The following is a 21,577-nucleotide window of genomic DNA, read 5'->3' as shown; positions in this document are numbered from 1 at the left end:
TATCAGTCGGGGCCTCCGATCCGCCCGAGGCCTTCGAATCGCAGTGCGCGCAACCCTGTCACCGAGGTGGGCAGCCCGGCACCGTGGGAGGTTGCACGAGCGCGAGGAGGCTGTGGTGGGTGTCGAGGTGCAGAACGAACGTTCTGAACCACTGCTGTGGGGCGAGGACGATTCCCGGCGCGCTGCGGGCTTCACGGCGGGACCGTACTCGTGAGCATCGCGTTCGTGGGCGGAGGACCCCGCGCGACCGGCATCCTCGAGCGGATCGTCGGCCGGGCCGACGAGCTGACCGAACCGATCGACGTCCATGTCGTCGACCCCCACCCGCCGGGTGCAGGGCGGATCTGGCGACGGAACCAGGACCCCCTGCTCTGGATGAACTCCGTCGCGGCGGACGTGGCCATGCTGCCCGACGGGTCGGGCGGTCCCACCCTCGCGGAGTGGGTGACGGCGAACCGGGACACCCTCGTCACGGATCCGGCTCTGCGGGAGGAGATTCTCCGTTTCACCCCGTCGTCGTTCGCGTCCCGGTCGCTGCAGTCCCACTATCTCGCTCACGTCTTCGAGAGCGCGGTGAAGGCGCGGCCGGATCGTGTTCGAGTGCACGTGCACCGGGCCTGCGTCGTCGACATCGAGGATCGGGGTGTCCACCAGCGCCTGATCCTCGACGACGGCACCGTGCTCGAGGTGACCGATGTCGTTCTGGCGCAGGGCCAACCCGACACTCTGCCGCCGGCGGACGTCCAGGCATTGGCCGCCCATGCCGAGACCCACGATCTCCGGTACATCGGGCCGGGATACACAGCCGACCTCGACCCGGCGCTGGTCCCCGAGGCCGAACCCGTCCTGATCTCGGGCCTCGGTCTCGCCTTCGTGGACTGGATGGTGCTGCTCGCGGAGTCACGCGGCGGCACCTTCTCGCGCTCCGGTGACGGCACCCTGGTGTACACGGCCTCCGGCCGGGAACCCCTGGTGTACGCCGGATCTCGACGCGGGGTTCCGTACCACGCCAAGATCTCGTACTCCATCGCCGATGCGGCACCGCCTCTCCCGAGGTTCTTCGTACCCGAGGCTTTTCCCGGGACGGAGACGCTCGACTTCCGTACGGCGGTCTGGCCTCTCGCGGTCGCGGAACTTGCGTGGGCGCACTATCACGAGCTGTTCCGCTCCCACCCCGACCGTGTCCGCGGGCCGTTCATCGAACTCGAGACCGCCCTGGGCCGTGACGGCGCCCGTGCAGTCGGTGAACTGGTCGAACGACTGGTCCCCGATCCCGAGGACCACTTCGACGTCGACACGCTCGACCGACCCCTGCGGCACGCCCGATTCGACTCGGCGGCCGATGCCGCAGAGCAGGTGCACCGCTACATCGAGGCAGACCTGGCACGACGGCGCGACCCCCGCTTCAGCGCGGACGCCGCCGTGTTCTCGGCCCTGCTGTCGGTGTATCGGACTGTGGGAGAGCTCGTTCGGACAGAGCGACTGCGCCCGGACGACGTCGCGTCGCAGGTGGAGGGACAGCTGCATTCCTTCTTCAGCTTCCTCGCGAGCGGTCCCCCGCCCGAGCGCCTGGAGCAGCTGCTCGCACTCGGCCGCGCCGGAGTCATTCGCTACCTCGGCCCCGAGGTGCGGTTCGAGGCGGACGGTGACGGCTTCCGGGCGACCTCGCACGTGCACCACGACGTGGTGCGAGCGCGGACGCTCATCGAAGCCCGACTGCCCAGCGCGTCCATCTCGCGCAGCGCCGACGCCCTGCTGCGATCGCTGCACGAGCGCGGTGAGGTCCGCGAGGTGAGTGCGTCTCCGACGAGTCCGGCCAAACTGGCCGTCGACGGCTCGTCCCGCGTGATCGACGCATCGGGCACGGCGCACCCCCATCGGTACGCGGTGGGAATGTGGGTGGCGGGCCACGCCTGGTCCGGCGCCTTCGCCCGGCCCGGCATCGACGCCGGCTTCTTCCGGCACAACGACGCGATCGCCGCGGATCTCGTGGCCGGCCACCGTGCTGTGTCTCACCCGGCTCGACGCTGAACGAGCAGCTCGTACAGCTGCGTCTCCACCATCGTGGTGGGAAGCGGCAACGGTACTGCCGGCGGAGCCGAGTCGTAGGTGTGGCCCGTCGGCGTCCGGAATCTGACGATGTGGCCGCCGTCGACGTGCTCGACGACCCGCTGGGCCTCCCACCCCTCCGCGTCCTTCGCGTAATTGCAGGCGGCGCACAGTCCCATGCCGTTCTCCGCCGTCGTCGGGCCACCGAACCTGAAGGGGCGTATGTGGTCGTGGTGTCGGATCGGCGCATCGCACCACGGTGTGCGGCACGTCCGGTCGCGGACGTCGATGTAGTGACCGAGTCCCGCCGGGAACACACGCGCCGTCGAGTCCATCGCCGTGAGCTGTCCCGTCGACGGGACGGCGTAGAGCCGCCGCAGGGTCGCACCGACACTCCCGCCGTCGATGCGGTCGGCCACCGCACGGCGGGCCACTTCGGCGGGAACCATGCCGTAGCCGGGAACGTGCGCGGCCTCGTCACCGCCGGCGAGCAACGACTCGTCGGACATGACCAGCTGCACCGCCACCGGGGGACCCGCCGCTGCATCTCCCCCGGTCACACGCTCGAACAACAGGTCCGCCATCACCTGATCACGCGTTCGACCCTCGGCACGGCCGGCTGCGACGAGCGCGTCCGCGTCTCGGCGCAACGTGGCGTACACGCACACCGCCTTGTCCATCGGCAGCAGCGCCGTCGCGTATCCCATGAAATCCGGAGCCGGACGCACGCTCACGCGGCGCTGCGCAGCCGCACGCGCGTTCCTCCGCACCACGGCCGCGGCATCGAGCTCGACCGCCGCGGCCACCGCGAGCGCGACCACCTGCTTGTCGCCCTTCCCTTCCAACGTCGAGGCGTCGGCGCACAACCGGCGATCGACCTCCCGCCGGTCCGCCACGGTGAGGTGCGCCGTCTCCCGCACCAGCAGCATCGCGCGGTACTCGCTCAGGCGGCCTTCGCGCATCGACTGCAGGGTGTACGGCATCTCGTGCACCAGTGCCCGTGCGAGTCCGAGGTATGTGCCACCACGCCGGTGTGACTCGCGACGTGCCAGACCCACCTGTGACGCGATCCCGAGATCCCACTGCTTCCTCGGCAGCCCGCGATCACGCCTATCGGCTCGAACGCTCGCTGCCACCCCGGCGGTCACTACCGCCTGCGTCGCCGCGCCCACGCACTTCAGGGCTTCGATGGCCGTCACGGCATCGATTCCTTCCCGCGCCGACCCGCCGTCCTCCACCAGCCCCAAACGCGCTGTGAACAGCCGTATCTCGTCCACCGACGGTGGGTGCAGCTCTACCGTGTCGTTCATCGATCTCCCCCCGGATCCTCGATTCCTGCAGAAGGTAACTCGAGGGTCCGACACCCTCCGCGCGCCGTAGAGTCGAGCCCATGAGCCCGCTCCGCGCCTGGTCCGACCCGCTCGCCGAGCACATCGTCGGCACGTATTTCGCGTTGCGCGCGGCGATGGCGATCATGGCCGTCGGGTTGCCTCTCCTGCTCGTCGCCTGGTCGCTGCTCGATCCCGACCTTCCCGTGCTCGGATCGATGAGCGAGTACTACTACAGCCCGGCCCGCGACGTGTTCGTCGGAGTGCTCTCCGGGACCGGTACCGCGTTGATCTGCTACCGCGGTCACGGGACGCTCGAGAACGGACTGCTGAACGCGGCCGGCGCCTTCCTCGTCGTCGTCGCGCTCGTGCCCACGGATCCGCCGGGGCAGAGCGACTTCGGCCTGCGTATGACGGTCCACGCCGTCGCCGCCGTGGCCTTCTTCGTCAGCTTCGCGGTGTCGGTCTGGCGGTGCGCGGACGACACCCTGGATCCGTCCCGGGACTCCGAACGGCGAATCCGCCGCTACCGCAGAGCCTATCGAGTCGTGGCGGTCGTGGTCGTCGTCGCTCCGGCGTCGGCGCTCGCCCTGGTGCTCGTCCTCCGCCAGGGCGCGCTCGCGGTACTGGTGGTGGAAGCGGTCGCAGTCATGACCTTCGGCGTGTACTGGGCACTGAAGTCCTACGAGCTGCGGGGCACCGAGCTGGCCGAGCAGCCGTGAACCCCGAGCACCGTCAGCGGCGACATCGCACCCGGGTGGACTGGGGCCTGCGCGGAGCCGAGGCGATCGCGTCGGACGCCGACATCGCCGTGATCGTGGACGTCCTGTCGTTCACCACCACGGTGAGTGTCGCTCTCGACCGAGGGATCGGCGTCGTCCCGCACGCGGGCGCCGACACCGAGGAGGTCGCCCGACGTCACGACGCGTCCGTGGCGTTCCGCCGCTCGCAATCGGCTCCGGGCCGCATCACATTGTCCCCCGGATCGATCCGGTCCGCGCGCGACGTGCCCGCCCGGCTCGTTCTTCCGTCACCCAACGGATCGACCATCGCCGAGGCGCTGGCGGCGACACCCGTCCTGGCAGCGGCGTCCCTGCGCACGGCGACGGCGATCGCGCACTGGATCGCGCGCACCGCGGGACCGGACGACTCCGTGGCGATCATCGCTGCGGGCGAGAGATGGCCGGACGGATCGCTACGCCCCGCGATCGAGGACTTCTGGGGAGCGGGTGCAGTCGTCGCGGCACTCGCGGCCGTCGGGCGTCTTCTCGACCCGTCTCCCGAGGCCGACGCGGCGCAGGCAGCCTGGACGGCGGTGGCCGATGATCCGTCGACGGCACTGCGTGACTGCAGTTCCGGTCGCGAGCTGATCGCCCTCGGATTCGACGGCGATGTCGCGGTGGCAGCGGAGGTCGGGGAGAGCGCCGGCGTTCCGATTCTCCGTCAGGGGATCTTCGTCGATGCTGCGAGCGGCGGCCTCAGCGCCTGATCCCGTGGTGCTTCTCGGCCACGTCCGGGTGTGCACGGGTACGCGATTTCCACGCGTTCTCGCCGTAGGTCCGGAAGAGGGGGTTGTCCGGATCAGTGTCGACGCCCCGGGACCGCGCCGCCAACTCGGGTGGAAGGTCGATGAGCGGCACGCGCGCATCCAGTGCGGGGCTGAGGAAGTAGGGAACGGACACCCGGTCCGTGCCAGGCGTCGGCGCGAGGACGCGATGCCGAGTGGCACGCAGGTACCCACCCGTCGCGACCTCGAGCAGTTCCCCGACGTTGACGATGAACGCGCCGGCCACGGGCGGTACGTCGATCCACTCGCCGCCGCGCAGCTCCACCTGCAAGCCGGTCGACTCCGGCTCCACGAGAAGCAACGTCAGCACCCCCGAGTCCTTGTGCGCGCCCACCCCCTGCGGGTTCTCGGTGCTGCCGGGATACCGCACCACCTTGATCAACGTCGCGGGGAGCTCGGCGAAGGCGGCATCGAATGTGTCCACGGCCGCGCCGAGGGAGACTGCCCAGTGTCGGAGCAGCCGCAGCCCGACGTCCGACAGGGCGGCGTCCCAGGCCTCGAACGCGGGACGCAGTTCGGGTAGCGCGGACGGCCACTGGTTGGGGCCCTGCAGGTTCCAGTATCCCTGCGCCGCGGGAATCACCTCGCGCTCCGGACCGATGTCGATCTGCTCTCGCCAATCGACGGCGCCGTTGGTCAGCTCGCCGCCGAGCCGACTGTAGCCGCGGAACTGGGGCGAGTTCAGTTGACTGATCTCGTCCTTGGCGTCCGCCGGCAGCGCGAAGAAAGTGCGCGCCAGCGACAGGACCGTCGACACGAGCTCGGGGTCGACACCATGACCGGTCAGGTGGAAGAAGCCGTGGTCGTGGGTGGCCTCGCGCAATGCCGAGCGAAACCCGTCGACATCCGTTCTCGACATGTCGAGAACGGGCAGAGCTGTCACCTGATCGGAAGCTTCTCGCCGGCCTCCACCGCGACGGTCAGCCGGTTCTCGGGAGGCGCCACCGGGCACGTCGCGTAGTCGGTGAGGGCGCACGGCAGGTTGGACGCGCGGTTGAAGTCCAGTGTCACCAGGCCGTCGGCGTCCGCATCGCCGACGGCGAGGGACCGGCACGCGGGGTAGGTGCTCACGCCGCTGGTCTCGTCGGTGAAGAGGATGTGGAAGCCGTCCGCCTTCCCTCGGAATGCGACGAACTGTTGCGGTGCGTTCCCGAGCGTGAAGTCGATGACGCCCAGCCCGGCGTGGTGGTGCTCCAGACCCTCGACGACGGCCGCGGTGGTGACCGTGCGCTCGGAGTCGTACGGCGTGAACGTGCCACTCACGCGCCACTTCTCGTCGGGTGCGAAGGTGGGGATCCCGCCGAACGACGCCAAGGTGGGGGCCGCGGGGTCGTGCACGCGCAGGGCCACCGAGCCGGTACGGCGAATCACCTCGACGCGCCGCTCACCGGCGGCCACGAGGAGGCCGGGAGCCCCCTCGACGGGGTGCAGAGCGACAGTCCCGTCCACGACCACCCCGTCGACCGACAACCCGTCGCCCGTGCTCGCGGTGACGTGCAGAGTGTCGTCGTCGGCGCGCCACACACCGGGCAGATCTCCCACGGACGCGTCGGTCTCGGTCAACCAGTACAGACCTGTGAGCGCGACCCAGCCCAACGGATCGCGGAAGTACTCCTCGCGATCGGAATGCCATGCAGCCCAGTCCTGCTCGAACGTGGTGACGGATGTTGTCATGATGCGTACTCCTTCTCGGACGGTGACGATGCGATTCTGCCGAGGACACCGTCGCCGACGTGACGTGCCTCCTCGAGATGGGGGTACCCCGACAGGATGATCTCGTCGACACCTGCCTCGCGATACTCCTCGATGCGGGCCACCACCTCGTCGTGGCTGCCGACCAGCGCGGTGCCGGCGCCGCCGCGGACGAGACCGATGCCCGCCCACAGGTTGGGGCCCACCACCAGGTTCCGACGATCACCGCCGTGCAACGCCAACATGCGTCGCTGGCCTTCCGATTCCACGGCGCCCAGTTGCGCCTGTCGGGTCCGGACGGTCGCGTCGTCGACATCGGCGATCAGGTCCTCGGCTCGAGCCCACGCATCTTTCGCGCGCTCGCGGGTGATCACGTGCATCCGCAGTCCGGCACGCAGGGTGCGGCCGCGGGCAGCCGCACGCTCCCGCACGTGGGAGATCTTCTCGGCCACCGCCTCGGGAGACTCGCCCCACGTGAGAAAGACGTCGGCATGCTCGGCGGCGACATCCAGTGCGGCGTCCGATGATCCGCCGAGATAGACGTCGGGAAGCGGCACCGGAGGATGCCCGCCGAAACCGCCGCCGTTCGGTCGGTCCACAGCGTAGTGGTCGCCGGACGGCCGCACCGGCCGGCCGTCGGAGACGGCGCGCGCGATGCCGAGGAACTCACCCGCCCGCGCGTAGCGGCCCTCCTTCGCCAGACGGTCGCCGTAGGACCGCTGCTCGACGTCGTCGCCCCCGACCACCACGTTGAGGAGCACTCGGCCACCGGACAGTCGATGGAATGTACTGACCATCTGCGCCGACGTCACGGGCGAGACCTGGCCCGGCCGGAACGCCACCAGGAACTTCAGACGAGTGGTCGCCGGGATCAGCGCCGCGGTGACCAACCACGCGTCCTCGCAGTGTCCGCCCGTCGGAGTGAGCACTGCCTCGAAACCGAGTTCCTCGACGGTCACGGCCAATTCGGTCAGGTAGTCGAGTGTCGCGTCCCGATGTCCCGCACCCGCTGCCGAGGCGCCCCCACCGCCGATGGCGACTCCGTGCGAGCGCGCACCGAGCCTCTCGTCGTCACCCCCGGTGGGGAGGAACCAGTGGAATCTCACTCGCCGCTGCTGGGTCGACGTAGTCCGAGGTGCTCCCGCAAGGTCGACCCCCCGTAGGCGGCTGGGTACGAACCACGTTCCTGCAGTTCGGGAACCAGCTTGTCGACGATGTCGTCGAGCCCGCTCGGCACGAGGTACGGCGTGATGTTGAAGCCGTCGCTCGCCCCTCCGCGGACCCACCGGGTGAGCTCGTCCGCGACCTGGCTCGGCGTACCCGCGAATCCGGTACGCGCCGACGTCTCGATGACGACCTGCCGCAGCGACAGGTTCTTCGCCTCGGCGAGCGACCGCCATTCCCGCACGCGTGCATCCACGTCGATGCCGTTGAACGCCGAGCCACGAGCACCGACGACGCCACTGACGATCGGATCCTCGGTGGGGAGTGGTCCGTCGGGATCACGATCGGACAGATCGCGCCCCCACACCTGGCCGGCGATCGACAGCGTCGTCGGGCCGGTGAACTGACCCTCCTTGACCCAGCGCACCTTCTCGTCCACGTCCCGCTCGTGGTCCGCGAGGACGATCTGCGTGCCGGGCAGGATCTTGATGTCGTCGTCCGGTCTCCCTCGGGCCACGAGTCGCGCGCGGATGTCGTTCGCGAAGTCGAGTGCGTCGTCGAAGTGGGTGCCGTGCGCGGAGAAGATCACGTCGGCGTGCTGGGCGGCGAAGTCGCGACCGGTGCTGGAATCTCCCGCCTGGAAGATCACCGGGTGGTCCTGCGGACTGCGGGGAATCGGTGCAGCAGAGGCGATGTCGAACTGCGAGGACTGGATGCGCACGGAGTCGGGCGTGCCTCCTGCGTTCCACAGGGCTCTGGCGACGTCGAGGAACTCTCCGGCGCGCACGTAGCGGTCCGCGTGGTCGAGGTAGCCGCCGCGTCGGAAGTTCTCGCCCGTCCACGCGTTGTCGGTCGTCACGACGTTCCAGCCGGCGCGACCACCGGACAGCACGTCCAGTCCCGACAGTCGACGCGCGAGGTCCACCGGTTCGTTGTAGGTGGTGTTCTGGGTGGCTACCAGTCCGATGTTCGTGGTGATGCCGGCGAGCGCCGCCAACTGTGTGATGGCGTCGGGACGACCGGCGATGTCCAGGTCGAGGATCTTGCCGCCCTGCTCGCGTAGCCGCAGCCCTTCACCGAGGAAGAACGCGTCGAACAGTCCGCGCTCGGCGGTCGTGATCAGCCGACGGAACGTCTCGAAGTCGATCTGCGAGCCACTGGCCGGGTCCGACCAGATCGTCGTGTGGTTGACGCCCTGGAAGAAGACACCCAGGTGGACGGTGGCGTCGGGACGGAAGAGAGCGGTCATCGCGCAGCCTCGAATCGGTTGACCGGGCGGGCCAGGCCCAGAGTGGAACGCAGCGTCGTGGCCGGGACCGGCCGATGGGCCAGGTCCCGCTCGAACAGTTGAGGAAGGACGTAGCGTGCGGCGACGCGGAGATCGTCGTCGATCAGGTCAGGACGCAACCTGATCCCGCCGATCGCGTCGTCGAGGGCAGCAATGCGCTCGACGAGAGCCGCTGCGGCCGTCGGGCTTCCGGGGGCCTCGACGTCGAGAACGACGTGCGCCCCGGTCACCGCGCGCGCGTCCGCTTCGTTCTCCACGAGGACGACGTCGAGCAGATCGGCGTCGATCTCGCCGAATCGGCCGAACACCACCACCTGACCCTGCGGCGGGCGAGGCACGATCGCGGGGCCCTTCACCGAGTACTCCTCCCCGACGAAGTCGACGTAGTGCAGCTTCTGCTGGTTCAGGAACCGGCCCGTCGGGAAGTCGCGGATCACCGCGTCGTCCTCCCACGAGTCCCACAGTCCACGCGCCACGGTCACCGAATCACGCTGTTCACGAACCAGATCGGTATCGGCCGAGACGACTTCGCGACCCCATGCTGCCGCGACGTCGGGTGCCAGCGACCGGGATGCCACCCAACCCGCCCGGCCGCGGGACGCGTAGTCCAACGACGCGAGCTGCGACGACAGATGGAACGGCTCCGCGTAGGTGGTGCTGGCGGTGGCGACGAGGCCCACCGTGCTGGTGGTCGCGGCGACGAAGGCCGCGCGCGTGACGGCGTCGACACCACCCGTCGCCAGATCGCCGTCGTCGAACGTGACGTAGCCGAATCCTGCGTTCTCGGCCGCGGTCACCGTGGCGGCCACGGCTCGTCCGTCGGCCGAACCGACCCCGATGTCGAAGCCGAGTGTCACCGTCCTGGTCATCGTGCGCTCCCTCGTATCGCCCCCGGACACCCGAGGTTAGGAGGGATCCGCACCCGGCACACGGGTTGGAATCGCAGAGATCGGAGGGGAATGTGCGTCAGAAACCGACGCCGGCGAAGGGCGCCGACGCGGTCCGGAACAGAGCATCGGCCGCCGCGGGGTCGCCCTGCGCCAGGCCCGCGGTCACCAGAGCGGACCACGACGTCCCGCCGAGCAGCACCGACGCCAGATCTCGGACGTGCACCGTCAGATCCGGCGCCGCGTCGACCACCCGCACGCCGTCCGGTGCGACGGCGTAGGTCCCGGCGTTCTCCGGCAGGTCCGGGTCCTGCACGGCGATGGTCACAGCGTCCCCGGGCCCGTACGTGCGCGCGGACAGCGCCGCTGACACGTCGAGGATGCGCAGCCAGGTCTCGTCCTCGGTGCGATCGAGCCGTACGGATCGGCGATCGTGCATCAGCAGTGGCAGCACGGTGTCGACGGGCAGTGCGGGAAACGTGATGCGGTCGACGAGGTCGAGTCGCAGGAGGAAGCGGACCAGGTCGGCGAACACCGCGTCGTCGGGCGCATGGAGGTCCTCGACGACCGCCCGACGGTCGTTCCCGGACCACCACGTCCGCGGGTCGCGCGGGCGGTACCGGACGTATCCGTCGTCGACCCCGCCGGTGGAGTGCACCGCGTTCCACACCGGATCGGTGTCGGTCCGCCCACGCAGCCTCGACGCGTTCCACCAGACGGGCAGTCGGGTGATGGTGCCCGGTCGACTCGACGGGTGCGACGCGACGATCCCGGCCTGCACGTCGAACACGTCCCCGTAGTCGACGAGGCGGACGGTGCCGCTGGACACGGCCTCGTCCCGCACCGACGCACGCGCGGTGACGACCTCGGCGGACACGGACGAGGTGGCGACGCCGTAGCCGTAGCGGCCGTAGATGACAGCCTCAGACGCACGGAGCGAGGCGACGACGTCCCCGGCATCGCGCGCGTCCCGCAGCTGGCGCCGCAGCAGAGCGGACACGACACCGCGGCGGGTGTGGGTCGGCAACACCCCGACATGGGTGACGGCCAGGTGGGGAACCCGAGCGCCGCCCGGCAGCGTCAGGGTTCCGCGGGCCGAATCGGTGGTCCCGACGAGTCGATCGCCGTCGAAGGCGCCGTAGGTCCGACCGGGCTCGCGCAGACTCGCGATCTCGTCCTCGGTGACCTGCAGCGTGGGCAGTCCCACCATCGCGGCACGGAAGACGCGCTGCGATTCCAGCAGGTCGGACCGCGACTCGAGAATGCGGATGTCGACCATCAGGCGACCTCGGCGATCGTCAGGGTGGTCTGTCGGCGGAGCACGAATCCGAGGGTGTCGTAGAGCGCGACGGCGCGGGTGTTGGTCACACTCGTGTGCAGGAACGGCACCTCGCCCCGCTCCCGGATGCCGTACCCGACGGCGCGGATGAGGCGGGTGGCCAGGCCCTGCCCTCGGTACTCGGGGTCGGTGCACACGGCGCTGATCTCGGTCCAGCCGTCGGGATGCATGCGCTCCCCGGCCATGGCGACGAGCCGCGACCCGTCCCGGACGCCCAGGTACGTGCCCATCTCGACGGTCCGCGAGCGGAACGGTCCCGGCCGGGTGCGGTGCACGAGATCGAGCATCTCCGGCACGTCGTCGGCGGTGAGCACCTGCGCGGCCGGTTCCGGCTCGACCACCAGCGCGGATCCGTCGAACTGCAGCAGCCCGATGCGGTCGAGAACGCGCCACCCGGCGGGCGGGGTGATGCCGTCGCCCCGCAGTGCAGCCTGCTCACCCACCGGGAGCAGGACGCCGAGATCCGCCCAGTCCTCCACCGTCATGTCCTCGGGGTGACCGAAGAACCCGGCCACCTCGGGGTGGTAACGCGCGATCCGGCCCCGCCGTTCGGCGAACCGGGAGTGGGCGCCGACGAGGGACGATCGGATGGGATCGTCCAGCGGATGCGCGTCGGGGAGGGTCGGGATCACCGGAACTCGGTCGTCGCACTGCACCAGGCCACTGTAAGGGTCGGCTCCGACGCCGCGGCGCGTTGTACTCGCGACGATTCCGGAGGGGCAGAATGGTGTCGTGAGCCCCGACAGAGTGAGTCCTGACGACGCCGTGCGACCTGACGATGCTCCGTCCACGACGGGGACACCCCCGTGGACGTACCTGATGGACATGGACGGTGTCCTGGTGCACGAGGAGCACCTCGTCCCCGGAGCGGACCGCTTCCTGAAGGAACTCCAGGACACGAACACCCCGTTCATCGTCCTGACGAACAACTCGATCCGCACCCGTCGCGACCTGCAGGCACGCCTGCGACGGACCGGCCTCGAGATCCCCGAGGAGTCGATCTGGACGTCGGCACTCGCCACCGCCACCTTCCTGGGGAACCAGCGGCCGAACGGTACCGCCTACGTGGTCGGGGAGTCCGGCCTGACGACGGCCCTGCACGACATCGGCTACATCATCACGGACATCGATCCCGACTACGTGGTGCTCGGCGAGACCCGCACGTACTCCTTCGAGGCCATCACCACCGCCATTCGGCTGGTCGAACGCGGAGCCCGTTTCATCGCCACCAATCCCGACGCCACCGGCCCGTCACGCGAGGGATCGCTGCCCGCCACCGGATCCGTCGCCGCGCTCATCACGCGCGCGACCGGACGTGAGCCGTACTACGTGGGCAAGCCGAACGCGCTGATGATGCGGTCCGCTCTGCGGGCCATCGGCGCGCACTCGGAGAACACGCTGATGATCGGTGACCGCATGGACACCGACATCGTGTCCGGGCTCGAAGCCGGTCTCCAGACCATCCTCGTGCTCACCGGTATCTCGACCCCCGCCAGCGTCGAGATGTTCCCGTTCCGCCCCACCCGTGTCATCGAGTCGGTCGCCGACCTCATCGGGCACACCGCGAACCCGTTCGGATGAGATTCGTCTACTCCCGGCCCGACCGCAGCGTCGAGGCGACGGGCACCCGGCAGGCGTTCGATCACATCGACGACGCGCGCGAGGCTCTCGAGGACGGGTCGGCGCGGGTTCTCGTGGGGGCCATCGGGTTCGATGCGTCCACGCGGTGTGCACTCGTCGAACCGTCGACGTTCGACCGGCGCGACAGGCCGCGGACACCGGAGCAGAGCACCCTGCCCGGAGCTGTGATCGCCTCCCAGAACCCACCACCCGACAAACACGTCGCGCGGGTGCAGCGTGCCCTGACGGTGCTGAACCATCCCGGATCCGCACTACGCAAAGTGGTTCTCGCGCGGTCGATCACGCTGGTGTTCGATGCCCCGCTGTCCCCGACGGCGTTCGCGGACACGCTCATCGAGGCGAATCCGATGCACAACGGTTTCGCCGTCGATCTCACCGCGGCGGGTGGTCCGTACTTCGGCCGCCATCTGGTGGGCTCGAGCCCGGAACTCCTCGTGCGGCGCACCGGAACCCAGGTGATCTGCCGACCGTTCGCCGGAACTGCTGCACGACAACAGGATCCGGTGGCGGACGAGCAGGCGGGCGCCGACCTGCTCGCCAGCGCCAAGAACCTGGCCGAGCACCGCTTCGTCGTCGACGCCATCGCCGAGGCCCTGGCGCCACTGTGCTCGGAGGTGTCCGTCCCCGACGGGCCGACGCTGACCAGCACGCCGGCCGTGTGGCATCTGGCGACCCCGATCACCGCGACACTGGCCGACCCCGCCACCACGGCACTGGATCTCGCGCTCGCACTGCACCCGACACCCGCGGTCGCGGGCAGCCCCACCGACCTGGCGCTCCAGACCATCGATCTGCTGGAGTCCGGACGCAACCGCGACTTCTACGCCGGCATGGTGGGGTGGTGCGACGCGTCGGGCGACGGTGAGTGGATGGTGGCCATCCGCTGCCTGGACATCGCCGCCGACGGCCTCAGCGGGGTCGCGACCGCGGGTGGCGGCATCGTCGCCGCCTCGGACGCGAGCGCCGAGCTGGAGGAGACGACAGCGAAGTTCGCGACGGTGCTCAGGCCCTTCGGCCTCTGACGTCGATCCGGTGCGCCGAGCCGCGGATACCGCGGCTCAGCGCACCGAAGCCGGCCGTTGATGCACTCGGCCCTACCGGGCGAGCGCTCCCGCCAGATCGCCGAGCAGGTCCTCGAGGTCCTCCAGGCCCACGGAGATGCGCACGACTCCGTCCGTGATGCCCACGGCTGCACGGCCTTCCGGACCCATGGCCCGGTGGGTGGTGGTGGCGGGGTGCGTCGTCATCGACTTCGCGTCGCCGAGGTTGTTGGAGATGTCGATGATGCGCAGCTTGTTCAGGAACTCGAAGGCGCGCGCCTTGCCGCCCTCGAGCTCGAACGTGACGACGGTGCCGCCGCCGCTCATCTGCGAGACCGCGAGATCGTGCTGGGGGTGCGACGGCAGGTACGGGTACTTCACCCATCCGATACCCGGCTGCGCCTCGAGGAATTCCGCGACGGCCAGCGCCGAGGCGTTCATGTGCCGCACGCGGAGCGGCATCGTCTCGAGACCCTTCAGCAGAGTCCAGGCGTTGAACGGGCTGAGCGCGGGACCGGTGTGGCGCATGAGCGTCTGCACCGGACCATCGATGTACTCCTTCGATCCCAGGATGGCGCCCCCGAGCACGCGCCCCTGTCCGTCGATGTGCTTGGTCCCCGAGTACACCACCACGTCGGCACCGAGGTCGAAGCTGCGCTGCAGCACGGGCGTCGCGAAGACGTTGTCCAGCACCACCTTCGCACCGGCCGCATGCGCCATCTCGGTCACGCGCCGGACGTCGACGAGCGACTGCATCGGGTTGGACGGCGTCTCGAAGAACACCGCGGTGGTGGGCACGGCGAGCGCCTGTTCCCACTGGTCCAGGTCGTCGCCGTCGACGAAGACGGTCTCGACTCCCCAACGCGGCAGGATCTCGTTGCACACGACGAAGCACGAGCCGAACAGGCTCCGCGCCGCGACGAGTCGGTCGCCGGCCTTCAGCAGCGCTCCGAGCCCGGTGAAGACCGCGGACATCCCGCTCGAGGTGCCGAAGGCCGCCTCGGCGCCGTCGAGCAACCGCAGCCGCTCCTCGAACATGGTGACGGTCGGGTTGCCGTAGCGCGAGTAGACGAAGTGGTCGATGTCGCCGGTGAACGCCTGCTCGGCGGCCTCGGCACTCTCGTACACGAAACCCGAACTGAGATAGAGGGCCTCGGCGTTCTCCTCGAACCCCGAGCGGTTCAGACCGCCGCGGACACCGAGAGTTCCCTGCCCGACCCCGTCGGGCAGGGGCTTGGAGAACCCGCCGCCGGTGGGGATCACTTCTGCCGCCAGGGCAGTCCGACGGCGCGCCACCCGGCACTGCCGCGGTGTCCCTCGGCGTCGGTCGCGCCCTCGAAGCCGTCGAGCACGTTGTAGGCGGGTCCGAGCCCCGCAGCGGTCGCGGCCTCGGCGGCACCGATGGACCGCTGACCGGAGCGACACAGGAAGACCACAGGGCCCTTGTCGACCCCGGCGGCACGGACCTCGTCGACGAAGTTCTCGTTCTTCGCGCCGTCCGGGTAGCCGACCCACTCGACGAAGGCCGTCGGCTTGTCCAGCGACGAGATGTCCGGGACACCCACGTAGCTCCACTCGGCGTGGGTGCGGACGTCGACGAGCGAGGCCTCCGGATCGGTGCTGAGAAGTTCCCAGGCCTGCTCGGGCGTGATGTCTCCTGCGTAGCTCACGACGCCAGTTTCTCACATGGTCGGCTCGGCCCGATATGTCCGATAGTCGCAGCGTACGGCCTCGAGGGGGCAAGATGAGCCGATGACGGACGACACACTTCGCCCTGCGACGGGCGCCGGCTCACCACAGCCGGACACGAGCGGCGACACGGGGCAGTTCACCCATCGCCAGATCATGACGATCATCTCCGGTCTGATGCTCGGCATGTTCCTGGCCGCGCTCGACCAGACGATCGTCTCGACGTCCATCCGCACCATCGCGGACGACCTGCAGGGCTTCTCCGTTCAGGCGTGGGTCACCACGGCGTACCTGATCACGGCCACCATCTCCACGCCGCTGTACGGGAAGCTCTCGGACATCTACGGGCGCAAACAGTTCTTCCTGACCGCGATCACGATCTTCGTCATCGGATCGGCGCTCTGCGGCTTCGCCACGTCGATGTACCAACTCGCGGCCTTCCGCGCGTTCCAGGGCCTCGGTGCCGGCGGCCTGTTCTCGCTCGCACTGACCATCGTCGGCGACATCGTCCCGCCGCGGGAGCGGGCCAAGTACCAGGGCTACTTCCTCGCCGTGTTCGGCACGTCCAGCGTGCTCGGTCCGGTCATCGGCGGCGTGTTGTCGGGCCAGTCCGAGATCCTGAACATCACCGGCTGGCGCTGGGTGTTCTTCGTCAACGTGCCCATCGGCATCGTCGCTCTGTTCGTCGTCGCCAAGGTGCTGAATCTGCCGCGTCGACACGGCAGCGCGGTCGTCGACTGGGGCGGCGCCGCGGCGCTGGCCGTCGGACTGGTGCCGCTGCTGATCATCGCCGAGCAGGGACGCACGTGGGGATGGGGCTCCGGGCGGGCCATGATCTGTTACACCATCGGCGTCCTCGGCATCGCGGCCTTCATCGCCATCGAGATCAGGATGACGACGAACGCACTCATCCCGATGCGCTTCTTCCGCAACTCGACGTTCAGCGTCGGACTCGTGCTCTCGGTCATCACCGGTGCGGCGATGTTCGGCGGCATCACGCTGCTCCCCCAGTACCTGCAGGTGGTCAAGGGCTCGTCGCCGACGCTCGCCGGGTTCCAGATGCTCCCGCTGGTGCTGGGCATCATGGTCGCGTCGATCTTCTCCGGCCAGATGATCTCCCGCACGGGCCACTACCGTCCGTATCCCATCATCGGCACGACTCTCATGACGGTCTGCATGTTCGCCTTCTCGTTCATCGAGTACGACACACCGCTGTGGATGATCATGATCGCGATGTTCGGTTTCGGGTTCGGCCTGGGCAATCTGATGCAGCCGCTGACCCTTGCGATCCAGAACGCACTGCCGCCGCAGGACATGGGCGTCTCCACCTCGTCGGCCACGTTCTTCCGGCAGATCGGCGGCACCATCGGCGTCGCGGTGTTCCTGTCCCTGCTCTTCTCGCGCGTGACCGACGCCATCGCGTCGGCTCTGCGTTCCGCCGCGGAGACTCCCGAGTTCCGCGAGGCGGTGGGTCAGGCCGCGTCCAGCACCGATCCCGCGGTGTCCGGCCTCGCGCAGGGGCTCGTGCAGGGCAACGGGTCGGCCGCCGGGGGCATCCTGGACGACACGTCCTTCATCCAGAAGCTGCCCGACGCGGTGGCGGCGCCGTTCCAGATCGGATTCTCCGACGCGATGGACTCGGTCTTCGTCGTGGCCGGGTTCGTGCTGGCGCTGGCCTTCGTGATCAACCTGTTCTACAAGGAGGTCCCGTTGCGCACCCAGGGCGGCCTCGCAGCTCAGGCGTCGGAACGCACGGCGAGCAGGGACACGGCCGAGTAGAGCTCGTCAGGGACTGCAGAGCAGCCAGTCGTCACCGGACCGCACCGCGTTCCACGTGAGGCTCTGCTCGCTGCCGTCGAGGCTGACGCGCACGTCGGCCTCGGCGGCGTCACCCTTGACCCGCACCTCCTCGATGTTCTCGAGATCCACCGACGTACCCGCATCCGCCAGCGGTGCGTCGGTGATGCCGGGGCACTGCAGTGCGGTGACAGCGGCGGTGTCGCCGGACTTCACAGCCTCGACGTAGGCGGCGACGGCGGTCCCGACACGCTGGTTGTCGCTGACGTTCTCGTCGGGCGACCCGGTCAGCGACAGGATCGCGATGATCACCGCCACGACGACCACCACCGCAGCGGCCGCGATGAAGGGCGCTGCGGTGGTGGGTCTCGGATCCTCTTCGGAGCTCATGCTCCGATCATGTCAGCTCGGTGCAGCTCAGCCCTCGAGCGACGGGTAATCGGTGTAGCCCTCGGCGCCGCCGCCGTAGAAGGTGCTCTCGTCGGGGGTGTTGAGCTCGGTGTCGTGGGTCCACCGGGTCACCAGGTCGGGGTTGGCGATGAACGGCCGACCCACCGTGACGGCGTCGGCGATCTCGTCGGACACCAGCTTCTGGGCCTCGTCGCGAGTGGTCATCGCGGCGAAGCCGGTGTTGAGCACGAACGGGCCGCTCCAGGCCGAACGCAGCTTGCCCAGGAACGGATCCTTGGCGTCGACGAGCACGTGCAGGTACGCCAGGCCGAGGCCGTCGATCTGCGACAGCAGCGCCTCGTAGGCACCCGTCGTGTCGTCCTCGGTGATGCCACTCGCGGTGCCTCCGGGCGAGATGCGGATGCCGACCCGGCCCGCGCCGATGGCGGCGGAGACGGCGCGCACGACCTCCACGACGAGGCGCGCACGGTTCTCGGGGCTGCCGCCGTAGGAGTCGGTGCGGTGGTTCGCGCCGTCCGCCAGGAACTGGTGGAGCAGGTAGCCGTTGGCGGCGTGCAGCTCGACACCGTCGAGACCGGCCTCGATCGCACGGGTCGAGGCGTCGACGAACACGTCGACCACGCGAGCGATCTCGTCCGCGGCGATCTCGCGCGGCGCGGGGATCTCCTTCGACCCACCCTTGGTGAACATCTCGATACCGGGCGCGATGGCGGACGGTGCGATGGCCTCCAGGCCCGAGTTGTCGGGGTGGGACACCCGACCCGCGTGCATCAGCTGGACGACGATCTTGCCGCCCTCACCGTGCACCGCGTCCGCGATCTTCGCCCAGCCGGCCTGCTGCTCGTCGGTGTGCAGGCCCGGGGTGTTGGTGTAGCCCTTGCCGACGGCGGAAGGCTGCGTTCCCTCGGATACGATGAGGCCGGCACCCGCACGTTGGCGGTAGTACTCGACGACGAGGTCACCGGGCACACCGTCGTCACCACTGCGGCTGCGCGTGAGCGGCGCCATGAAGACACGGTTGCGGGCGTGGATGTCGCCGAGTTCGAGCGGCTGGAGCAGGGGTGATTCGGGACTGAGTTCGGTCACGTCGATCGGCCTTTCGAAGGTGCTGACTGTCGAGCTGTCCTCTGACTCAAGCCCGAGGGGTCCGCGATCCATGCCCGACTGTGGGCCGCATCACTCGGGGGAATCCCGATGTTCACCCAGTTCTCTGTGCACACGTCACGGCCACCTGGCGCACCGGAGGCGCCGCCTCGTCACTTATGCTGGGGTGTCCGCCTCCCTGCGGCCACGACGCCCGCTCCGAGCTCGATGGGCGGCCGGCCGACGACGATGTTAGGTAGATCCACGCTGATGACTGACCAGACCCGCCCGCTCCGAGTGGCCATCGTGGGTGCAGGCCCGGCCGGCATCTACGCCGCCGACGCGTTGATGAAGTCGGACCACAACGTCTCCGGCCCCGGCGTGAGCATCGACCTCTTCGAGCGCATGCCCGCTCCGTTCGGTCTGATCCGCTATGGCGTCGCACCGGATCACCCGCGCATCAAGGGCATCATCACCGCGCTGCACAAGGTGCTCGACAAGCCGCAGGTCCGCCTGCTCGGCAACATCGACTACGGCACCGACATCGACCTCGAGACGATGCGCCGCTTCTACGACGCCGTCATCTTCTCCACCGGCGCCAACGCGGACCGCGCGCTGAACATCCCCGGCATCGACCTCGACGGCAGCTACGGCGCCGCCGACTTCGTCTCCTGGTACGACGGTCACCCCGACGTGCCACGCACCTGGCCCCTCGACGCCGAGAAGGTCGCCGTCCTCGGCGTCGGCAACGTCGCGCTCGACGTGGCCCGCGTACTGGCCAAGACGGGCGACGAGCTGCTGCCCACCGAGATCCCCGCGAACGTCTACGAGGGCCTGAAGGCCAACAAGGCCGTCGAGGTGCACGTGTTCGGCCGCCGCGGCCCCGCCCAGGCCAAGTTCACGCCGCTCGAGCTCCGCGAGCTGGACCACTCCCCCAACATCGAGGTCATCGTCGCTCCCGAGGACATCGACTACGACGAGGGCTCGGAGAAGGCCCGCCGCGAGTCCAAGCAGGTCGACATGGTCGCGAACACGCTGCAGGACTGGGCGATCCGCGATGCCGGCGACCGCCCGCACAAGCTGTTCCTGCACTTCTTCGAGTCGCCGCACGAGGTGCTCGGCCAGGACGGCAAGGTCGTCGGACTGCGCACCGAGCGCACCGAACTCGACGGCACCGGCAACGTCAAGGGCACCGGCAACTACACCGATTGGGACGTCCAGGCCGTCTACCGCGCGGTGGGCTACCTGTCGCAGAACATCGCCGACCTCCCCTTCGACGACCTCGCGGGCACCATCCCCAACGAGGCCGGCCGCGTGAAGAACAACGACGGCACCCCCGTCGACGCCACGTACGTCACCGGCTGGATCAAGCGCGGACCCGTCGGCCTCATCGGCCACACCAAGGGTGACGCCAACGAGACCGTCGCGAACCTCCTCGCCGACGCCCCGTCGTTCGCGGGTGCCACCGACCCGTCCGAGGACGCGGTCGTCGCGTTCCTCGAGGACAAGAAGGTCCCGTTCACCACGTGGGACGGCTGGTACCGCCTCGACGCGCACGAGCGCAGCCTCGGCGAGCCGCAGGGCCGAGAGCGCGTCAAGGTCGTCGAGCGCGAGGACATGCTGCGCGCCAGCGAGCCCGACAAGGCCTGACCCCAGCAGCTGACGCACCGAAGCCCCGAGGATGTCCTCGGGGCTTCGTGCGTGTCAGATCCGGACGGACAGCAGCCGTCCCTCGCGCTCGTCCTTGCGGGCGTGCTCGTTGAAATCGGGTGCGGCGCAGACGAACAGGGTGCGGCCGTCGTCGCCGCCGAATCCGCACGCGAACACCCCGGTGTCGAAGGTCAACTCGTCGACCACTCCCTCGCCCTCGCGAATCTGCACGATGCGCTGCCCCAGTGCGTCGGCCGCCCACAGCGTGCCGTCCTGCGCGAGAGCGCAACCGTCGGGCGCCACCACCACCTGGCCGATGCCCTCGGCCATGTCCGTCGACTCGGGCATCGGACCGAGCACAGCCCAGTCGCGGCGCGGTCCGAGGACACCGTCGTCGCCGATCGCGAAGGCGCTGATCCGGTTGCCGAGCGTCTCGTCGACGAGGAGATCGCCGCCTGCGGTGACGGCCATGCCGTTCGGGAAGTGCAGATCGGTGGCGTCCTCGTGCACACTGCCGTCGGGCTCGACACGCAGCAGGGAGGCCGTCTCGATGGGCGCCATGTTCATGAGATCGAATCCGAAGTTGCCGACGTAGGCGCGCCCGTCCGCATCCACGTGCATGTCGTTGGCGTTGCCGGTCGCGTGCGCGGACAGGTCAGCGTGCACCACGAGGTCGCCGTTCTCCTCGCGCCGCAGAACGGTCTGATCTCGCATCGAGACGACCAGGAGCCGACCGTCGGGAAGCCACCCGAGCCCGGACGGCTGGTGCGGCACCTCGGCCTCCACCCGGACGTCGCTGCCGTCCTCGTTCGCCGACAGCACCTGGTGGGTGTAGAAGTCGGAGACCCAGACACGGCCCTCCCGCCACCGTGGGCACTCGAAGTAGGTGTAGCCCTCCAGGACCACGGTCGGCTCTGCCTTCATGTGTAGCTCCTCGCACGACGAGACGGAT

At 69.3% G+C, this 21,577-nt stretch carries 20 protein-coding genes; 7 read left to right on the top strand and 13 right to left on the bottom strand.

Annotated features, from left to right (window positions below; translation table 11 throughout):
* Positions 1 to 210: 210 nt before the first annotated feature.
* A complete protein-coding gene (locus OHB23_RS06225; RefSeq protein ID WP_328811121.1) occupies positions 211 to 2,031 on the top strand; it encodes an FAD/NAD(P)-binding protein in 1,821 nt (606 codons plus the stop codon).
* Here OHB23_RS06225 and OHB23_RS06220 read toward each other — a convergent pair.
* A complete protein-coding gene (locus OHB23_RS06220) occupies positions 2,013 to 3,359 on the bottom strand; it encodes an HNH endonuclease signature motif containing protein (protein WP_328811120.1) in 1,347 nt (448 codons plus the stop codon). The genes OHB23_RS06225 and OHB23_RS06220 overlap by 19 nt on opposite strands.
* Before the next feature lie 80 nt (positions 3,360 to 3,439).
* On the opposite strand from OHB23_RS06220, the gene OHB23_RS06215 reads away from it, so the two are divergent.
* The gene (locus OHB23_RS06215; protein ID WP_328811119.1) at positions 3,440 to 4,099 is read left to right on the top strand and encodes a DUF998 domain-containing protein; all 660 of its coding nucleotides are present in this window, start codon (positions 3,440 to 3,442) and stop codon (positions 4,097 to 4,099) included.
* Positions 4,096 to 4,866, top strand: a complete 771-nt coding sequence (locus tag OHB23_RS06210; protein ID WP_222646309.1) for a 2-phosphosulfolactate phosphatase — start codon at positions 4,096 to 4,098, stop codon at positions 4,864 to 4,866. The genes OHB23_RS06215 and OHB23_RS06210 overlap by 4 nt, the downstream gene beginning before the upstream one ends.
* Here OHB23_RS06210 and OHB23_RS06205 read toward each other — a convergent pair.
* The 7 genes from OHB23_RS06205 to OHB23_RS06175 form a co-directional block, all read right to left on the bottom strand.
* On the bottom strand, positions 4,856 to 5,827 hold the full coding sequence (locus OHB23_RS06205) for an isopenicillin N synthase family dioxygenase (RefSeq protein WP_328811118.1): 972 nt from the start codon (positions 5,825 to 5,827) through the stop codon (positions 4,856 to 4,858). The two genes, OHB23_RS06210 and OHB23_RS06205, sit on opposite strands and share 11 nt — an antisense overlap.
* On the bottom strand, positions 5,824 to 6,618 hold the full coding sequence (locus tag OHB23_RS06200) for a DUF1684 domain-containing protein (protein ID WP_328811117.1): 795 nt from the start codon (positions 6,616 to 6,618) through the stop codon (positions 5,824 to 5,826). The genes OHB23_RS06205 and OHB23_RS06200 overlap by 4 nt, the downstream gene beginning before the upstream one ends.
* Positions 6,615 to 7,742: an LLM class flavin-dependent oxidoreductase gene (locus OHB23_RS06195; protein WP_328811116.1), complete on the bottom strand. Its 1,128-nt coding sequence runs from the start codon at positions 7,740 to 7,742 to the stop codon at positions 6,615 to 6,617. Before OHB23_RS06195 ends, OHB23_RS06200 begins: the two co-directional genes overlap by 4 nt.
* A complete protein-coding gene (locus OHB23_RS06190; protein ID WP_328811115.1) occupies positions 7,739 to 9,049 on the bottom strand; it encodes an LLM class flavin-dependent oxidoreductase in 1,311 nt (436 codons plus the stop codon). The genes OHB23_RS06195 and OHB23_RS06190 overlap by 4 nt, the downstream gene beginning before the upstream one ends.
* Positions 9,046 to 9,957, bottom strand: coding sequence for an LLM class flavin-dependent oxidoreductase (locus tag OHB23_RS06185; RefSeq protein ID WP_328811114.1), 912 nt, complete (start codon positions 9,955 to 9,957; stop codon positions 9,046 to 9,048). The genes OHB23_RS06190 and OHB23_RS06185 overlap by 4 nt, the downstream gene beginning before the upstream one ends.
* Before the next feature lie 97 nt (positions 9,958 to 10,054).
* Complete coding sequence (locus tag OHB23_RS06180; RefSeq protein WP_328811113.1) at positions 10,055 to 11,254, bottom strand: GNAT family N-acetyltransferase; 1,200 nt, start codon at positions 11,252 to 11,254, stop codon at positions 10,055 to 10,057.
* Complete coding sequence (locus tag OHB23_RS06175; RefSeq protein ID WP_328811112.1) at positions 11,254 to 11,970, bottom strand: GNAT family N-acetyltransferase; 717 nt, start codon at positions 11,968 to 11,970, stop codon at positions 11,254 to 11,256. Before OHB23_RS06175 ends, OHB23_RS06180 begins: the two co-directional genes overlap by 1 nt.
* 163 nt (positions 11,971 to 12,133) lie before the next feature.
* Between OHB23_RS06175 and OHB23_RS06170 the strand changes: the two genes are divergently transcribed.
* Together OHB23_RS06170 and OHB23_RS06165 are read left to right on the top strand one after the other, a co-directional pair.
* A complete protein-coding gene (locus OHB23_RS06170) occupies positions 12,134 to 12,895 on the top strand; it encodes an HAD-IIA family hydrolase (RefSeq protein WP_037186095.1) in 762 nt (253 codons plus the stop codon).
* The gene (locus OHB23_RS06165; protein ID WP_328811111.1) at positions 12,892 to 13,977 is read left to right on the top strand and encodes an isochorismate synthase; all 1,086 of its coding nucleotides are present in this window, start codon (positions 12,892 to 12,894) and stop codon (positions 13,975 to 13,977) included. The genes OHB23_RS06170 and OHB23_RS06165 overlap by 4 nt, the downstream gene beginning before the upstream one ends.
* Positions 13,978 to 14,049: 72 nt before the next feature.
* Here OHB23_RS06165 and OHB23_RS06160 read toward each other — a convergent pair whose 3' ends face one another.
* Positions 14,050 to 15,255, bottom strand: a complete 1,206-nt coding sequence (locus OHB23_RS06160; protein ID WP_027506211.1) for an O-succinylhomoserine sulfhydrylase — start codon at positions 15,253 to 15,255, stop codon at positions 14,050 to 14,052.
* On the bottom strand, positions 15,255 to 15,665 hold the full coding sequence (locus OHB23_RS06155) for a rhodanese-like domain-containing protein (RefSeq protein ID WP_056441350.1): 411 nt from the start codon (positions 15,663 to 15,665) through the stop codon (positions 15,255 to 15,257). Before OHB23_RS06155 ends, OHB23_RS06160 begins: the two co-directional genes overlap by 1 nt.
* A gap of 82 nt (positions 15,666 to 15,747) precedes the next feature.
* Here OHB23_RS06155 and OHB23_RS06150 point away from each other — a divergent pair, with 82 nt between their 5' ends.
* A complete protein-coding gene (locus OHB23_RS06150; RefSeq protein WP_328811110.1) occupies positions 15,748 to 17,463 on the top strand; it encodes an MDR family MFS transporter in 1,716 nt (571 codons plus the stop codon).
* Between the two features lie 6 nt (positions 17,464 to 17,469).
* On the opposite strand, the gene OHB23_RS06145 is transcribed toward OHB23_RS06150, so the two are convergent.
* Positions 17,470 to 17,871: an Rv0361 family membrane protein gene (locus tag OHB23_RS06145; protein ID WP_051613444.1), complete on the bottom strand. Its 402-nt coding sequence runs from the start codon at positions 17,869 to 17,871 to the stop codon at positions 17,470 to 17,472.
* A gap of 27 nt (positions 17,872 to 17,898) precedes the next feature.
* A complete protein-coding gene (locus OHB23_RS06140) occupies positions 17,899 to 18,978 on the bottom strand; it encodes an alkene reductase (protein WP_328811109.1) in 1,080 nt (359 codons plus the stop codon).
* A gap of 267 nt (positions 18,979 to 19,245) precedes the next feature.
* Here OHB23_RS06140 and OHB23_RS06135 point away from each other — a divergent pair, with 267 nt between their 5' ends.
* Positions 19,246 to 20,625: an FAD-dependent oxidoreductase gene (locus OHB23_RS06135; protein ID WP_027506208.1), complete on the top strand. Its 1,380-nt coding sequence runs from the start codon at positions 19,246 to 19,248 to the stop codon at positions 20,623 to 20,625.
* 54 nt (positions 20,626 to 20,679) lie between these two features.
* On the opposite strand, the gene OHB23_RS06130 is transcribed toward OHB23_RS06135, so the two are convergent.
* A complete protein-coding gene (locus OHB23_RS06130) occupies positions 20,680 to 21,549 on the bottom strand; it encodes an SMP-30/gluconolactonase/LRE family protein (RefSeq protein WP_027506207.1) in 870 nt (289 codons plus the stop codon).
* Between the last annotated feature and the right edge of the window lie 28 nt (positions 21,550 to 21,577).

This window comes from Rhodococcus sp. NBC_00294 (genome assembly GCF_036163995.1).
GTDB lineage: Bacteria > Actinomycetota > Actinomycetes > Mycobacteriales > Mycobacteriaceae > Rhodococcoides.
This window is presented reverse-complemented; position numbering and strand designations above follow the sequence as displayed.

Coding starts and splice junctions, on each gene's coding strand:
- OHB23_RS06220 (WP_328811120.1), bottom strand. CDS start 3,359: ATGAACGACACGGTAGAGCTGCACCCACCGTCGGTGGACGAGATACGG.
- OHB23_RS06215 (WP_328811119.1), top strand. CDS start 3,440: ATGAGCCCGCTCCGCGCCTGGTCCGACCCGCTCGCCGAGCACATCGTC.
- OHB23_RS06200 (WP_328811117.1), bottom strand. CDS start 6,618: ATGACAACATCCGTCACCACGTTCGAGCAGGACTGGGCTGCATGGCAT.
- OHB23_RS06190 (WP_328811115.1), bottom strand. CDS start 9,049: ATGACCGCTCTCTTCCGTCCCGACGCCACCGTCCACCTGGGTGTCTTC.
- OHB23_RS06185 (WP_328811114.1), bottom strand. CDS start 9,957: ATGACCAGGACGGTGACACTCGGCTTCGACATCGGGGTCGGTTCGGCC.
- OHB23_RS06180 (WP_328811113.1), bottom strand. CDS start 11,254: ATGGTCGACATCCGCATTCTCGAGTCGCGGTCCGACCTGCTGGAATCG.
- OHB23_RS06170 (WP_037186095.1), top strand. CDS start 12,134: ATGGACATGGACGGTGTCCTGGTGCACGAGGAGCACCTCGTCCCCGGA.
- OHB23_RS06165 (WP_328811111.1), top strand. CDS start 12,892: ATGAGATTCGTCTACTCCCGGCCCGACCGCAGCGTCGAGGCGACGGGC.
- OHB23_RS06150 (WP_328811110.1), top strand. CDS start 15,748: ATGACGGACGACACACTTCGCCCTGCGACGGGCGCCGGCTCACCACAG.
- OHB23_RS06145 (WP_051613444.1), bottom strand. CDS start 17,871: ATGAGCTCCGAAGAGGATCCGAGACCCACCACCGCAGCGCCCTTCATC.
- OHB23_RS06135 (WP_027506208.1), top strand. CDS start 19,246: ATGACTGACCAGACCCGCCCGCTCCGAGTGGCCATCGTGGGTGCAGGC.
- OHB23_RS06130 (WP_027506207.1), bottom strand. CDS start 21,549: ATGAAGGCAGAGCCGACCGTGGTCCTGGAGGGCTACACCTACTTCGAG.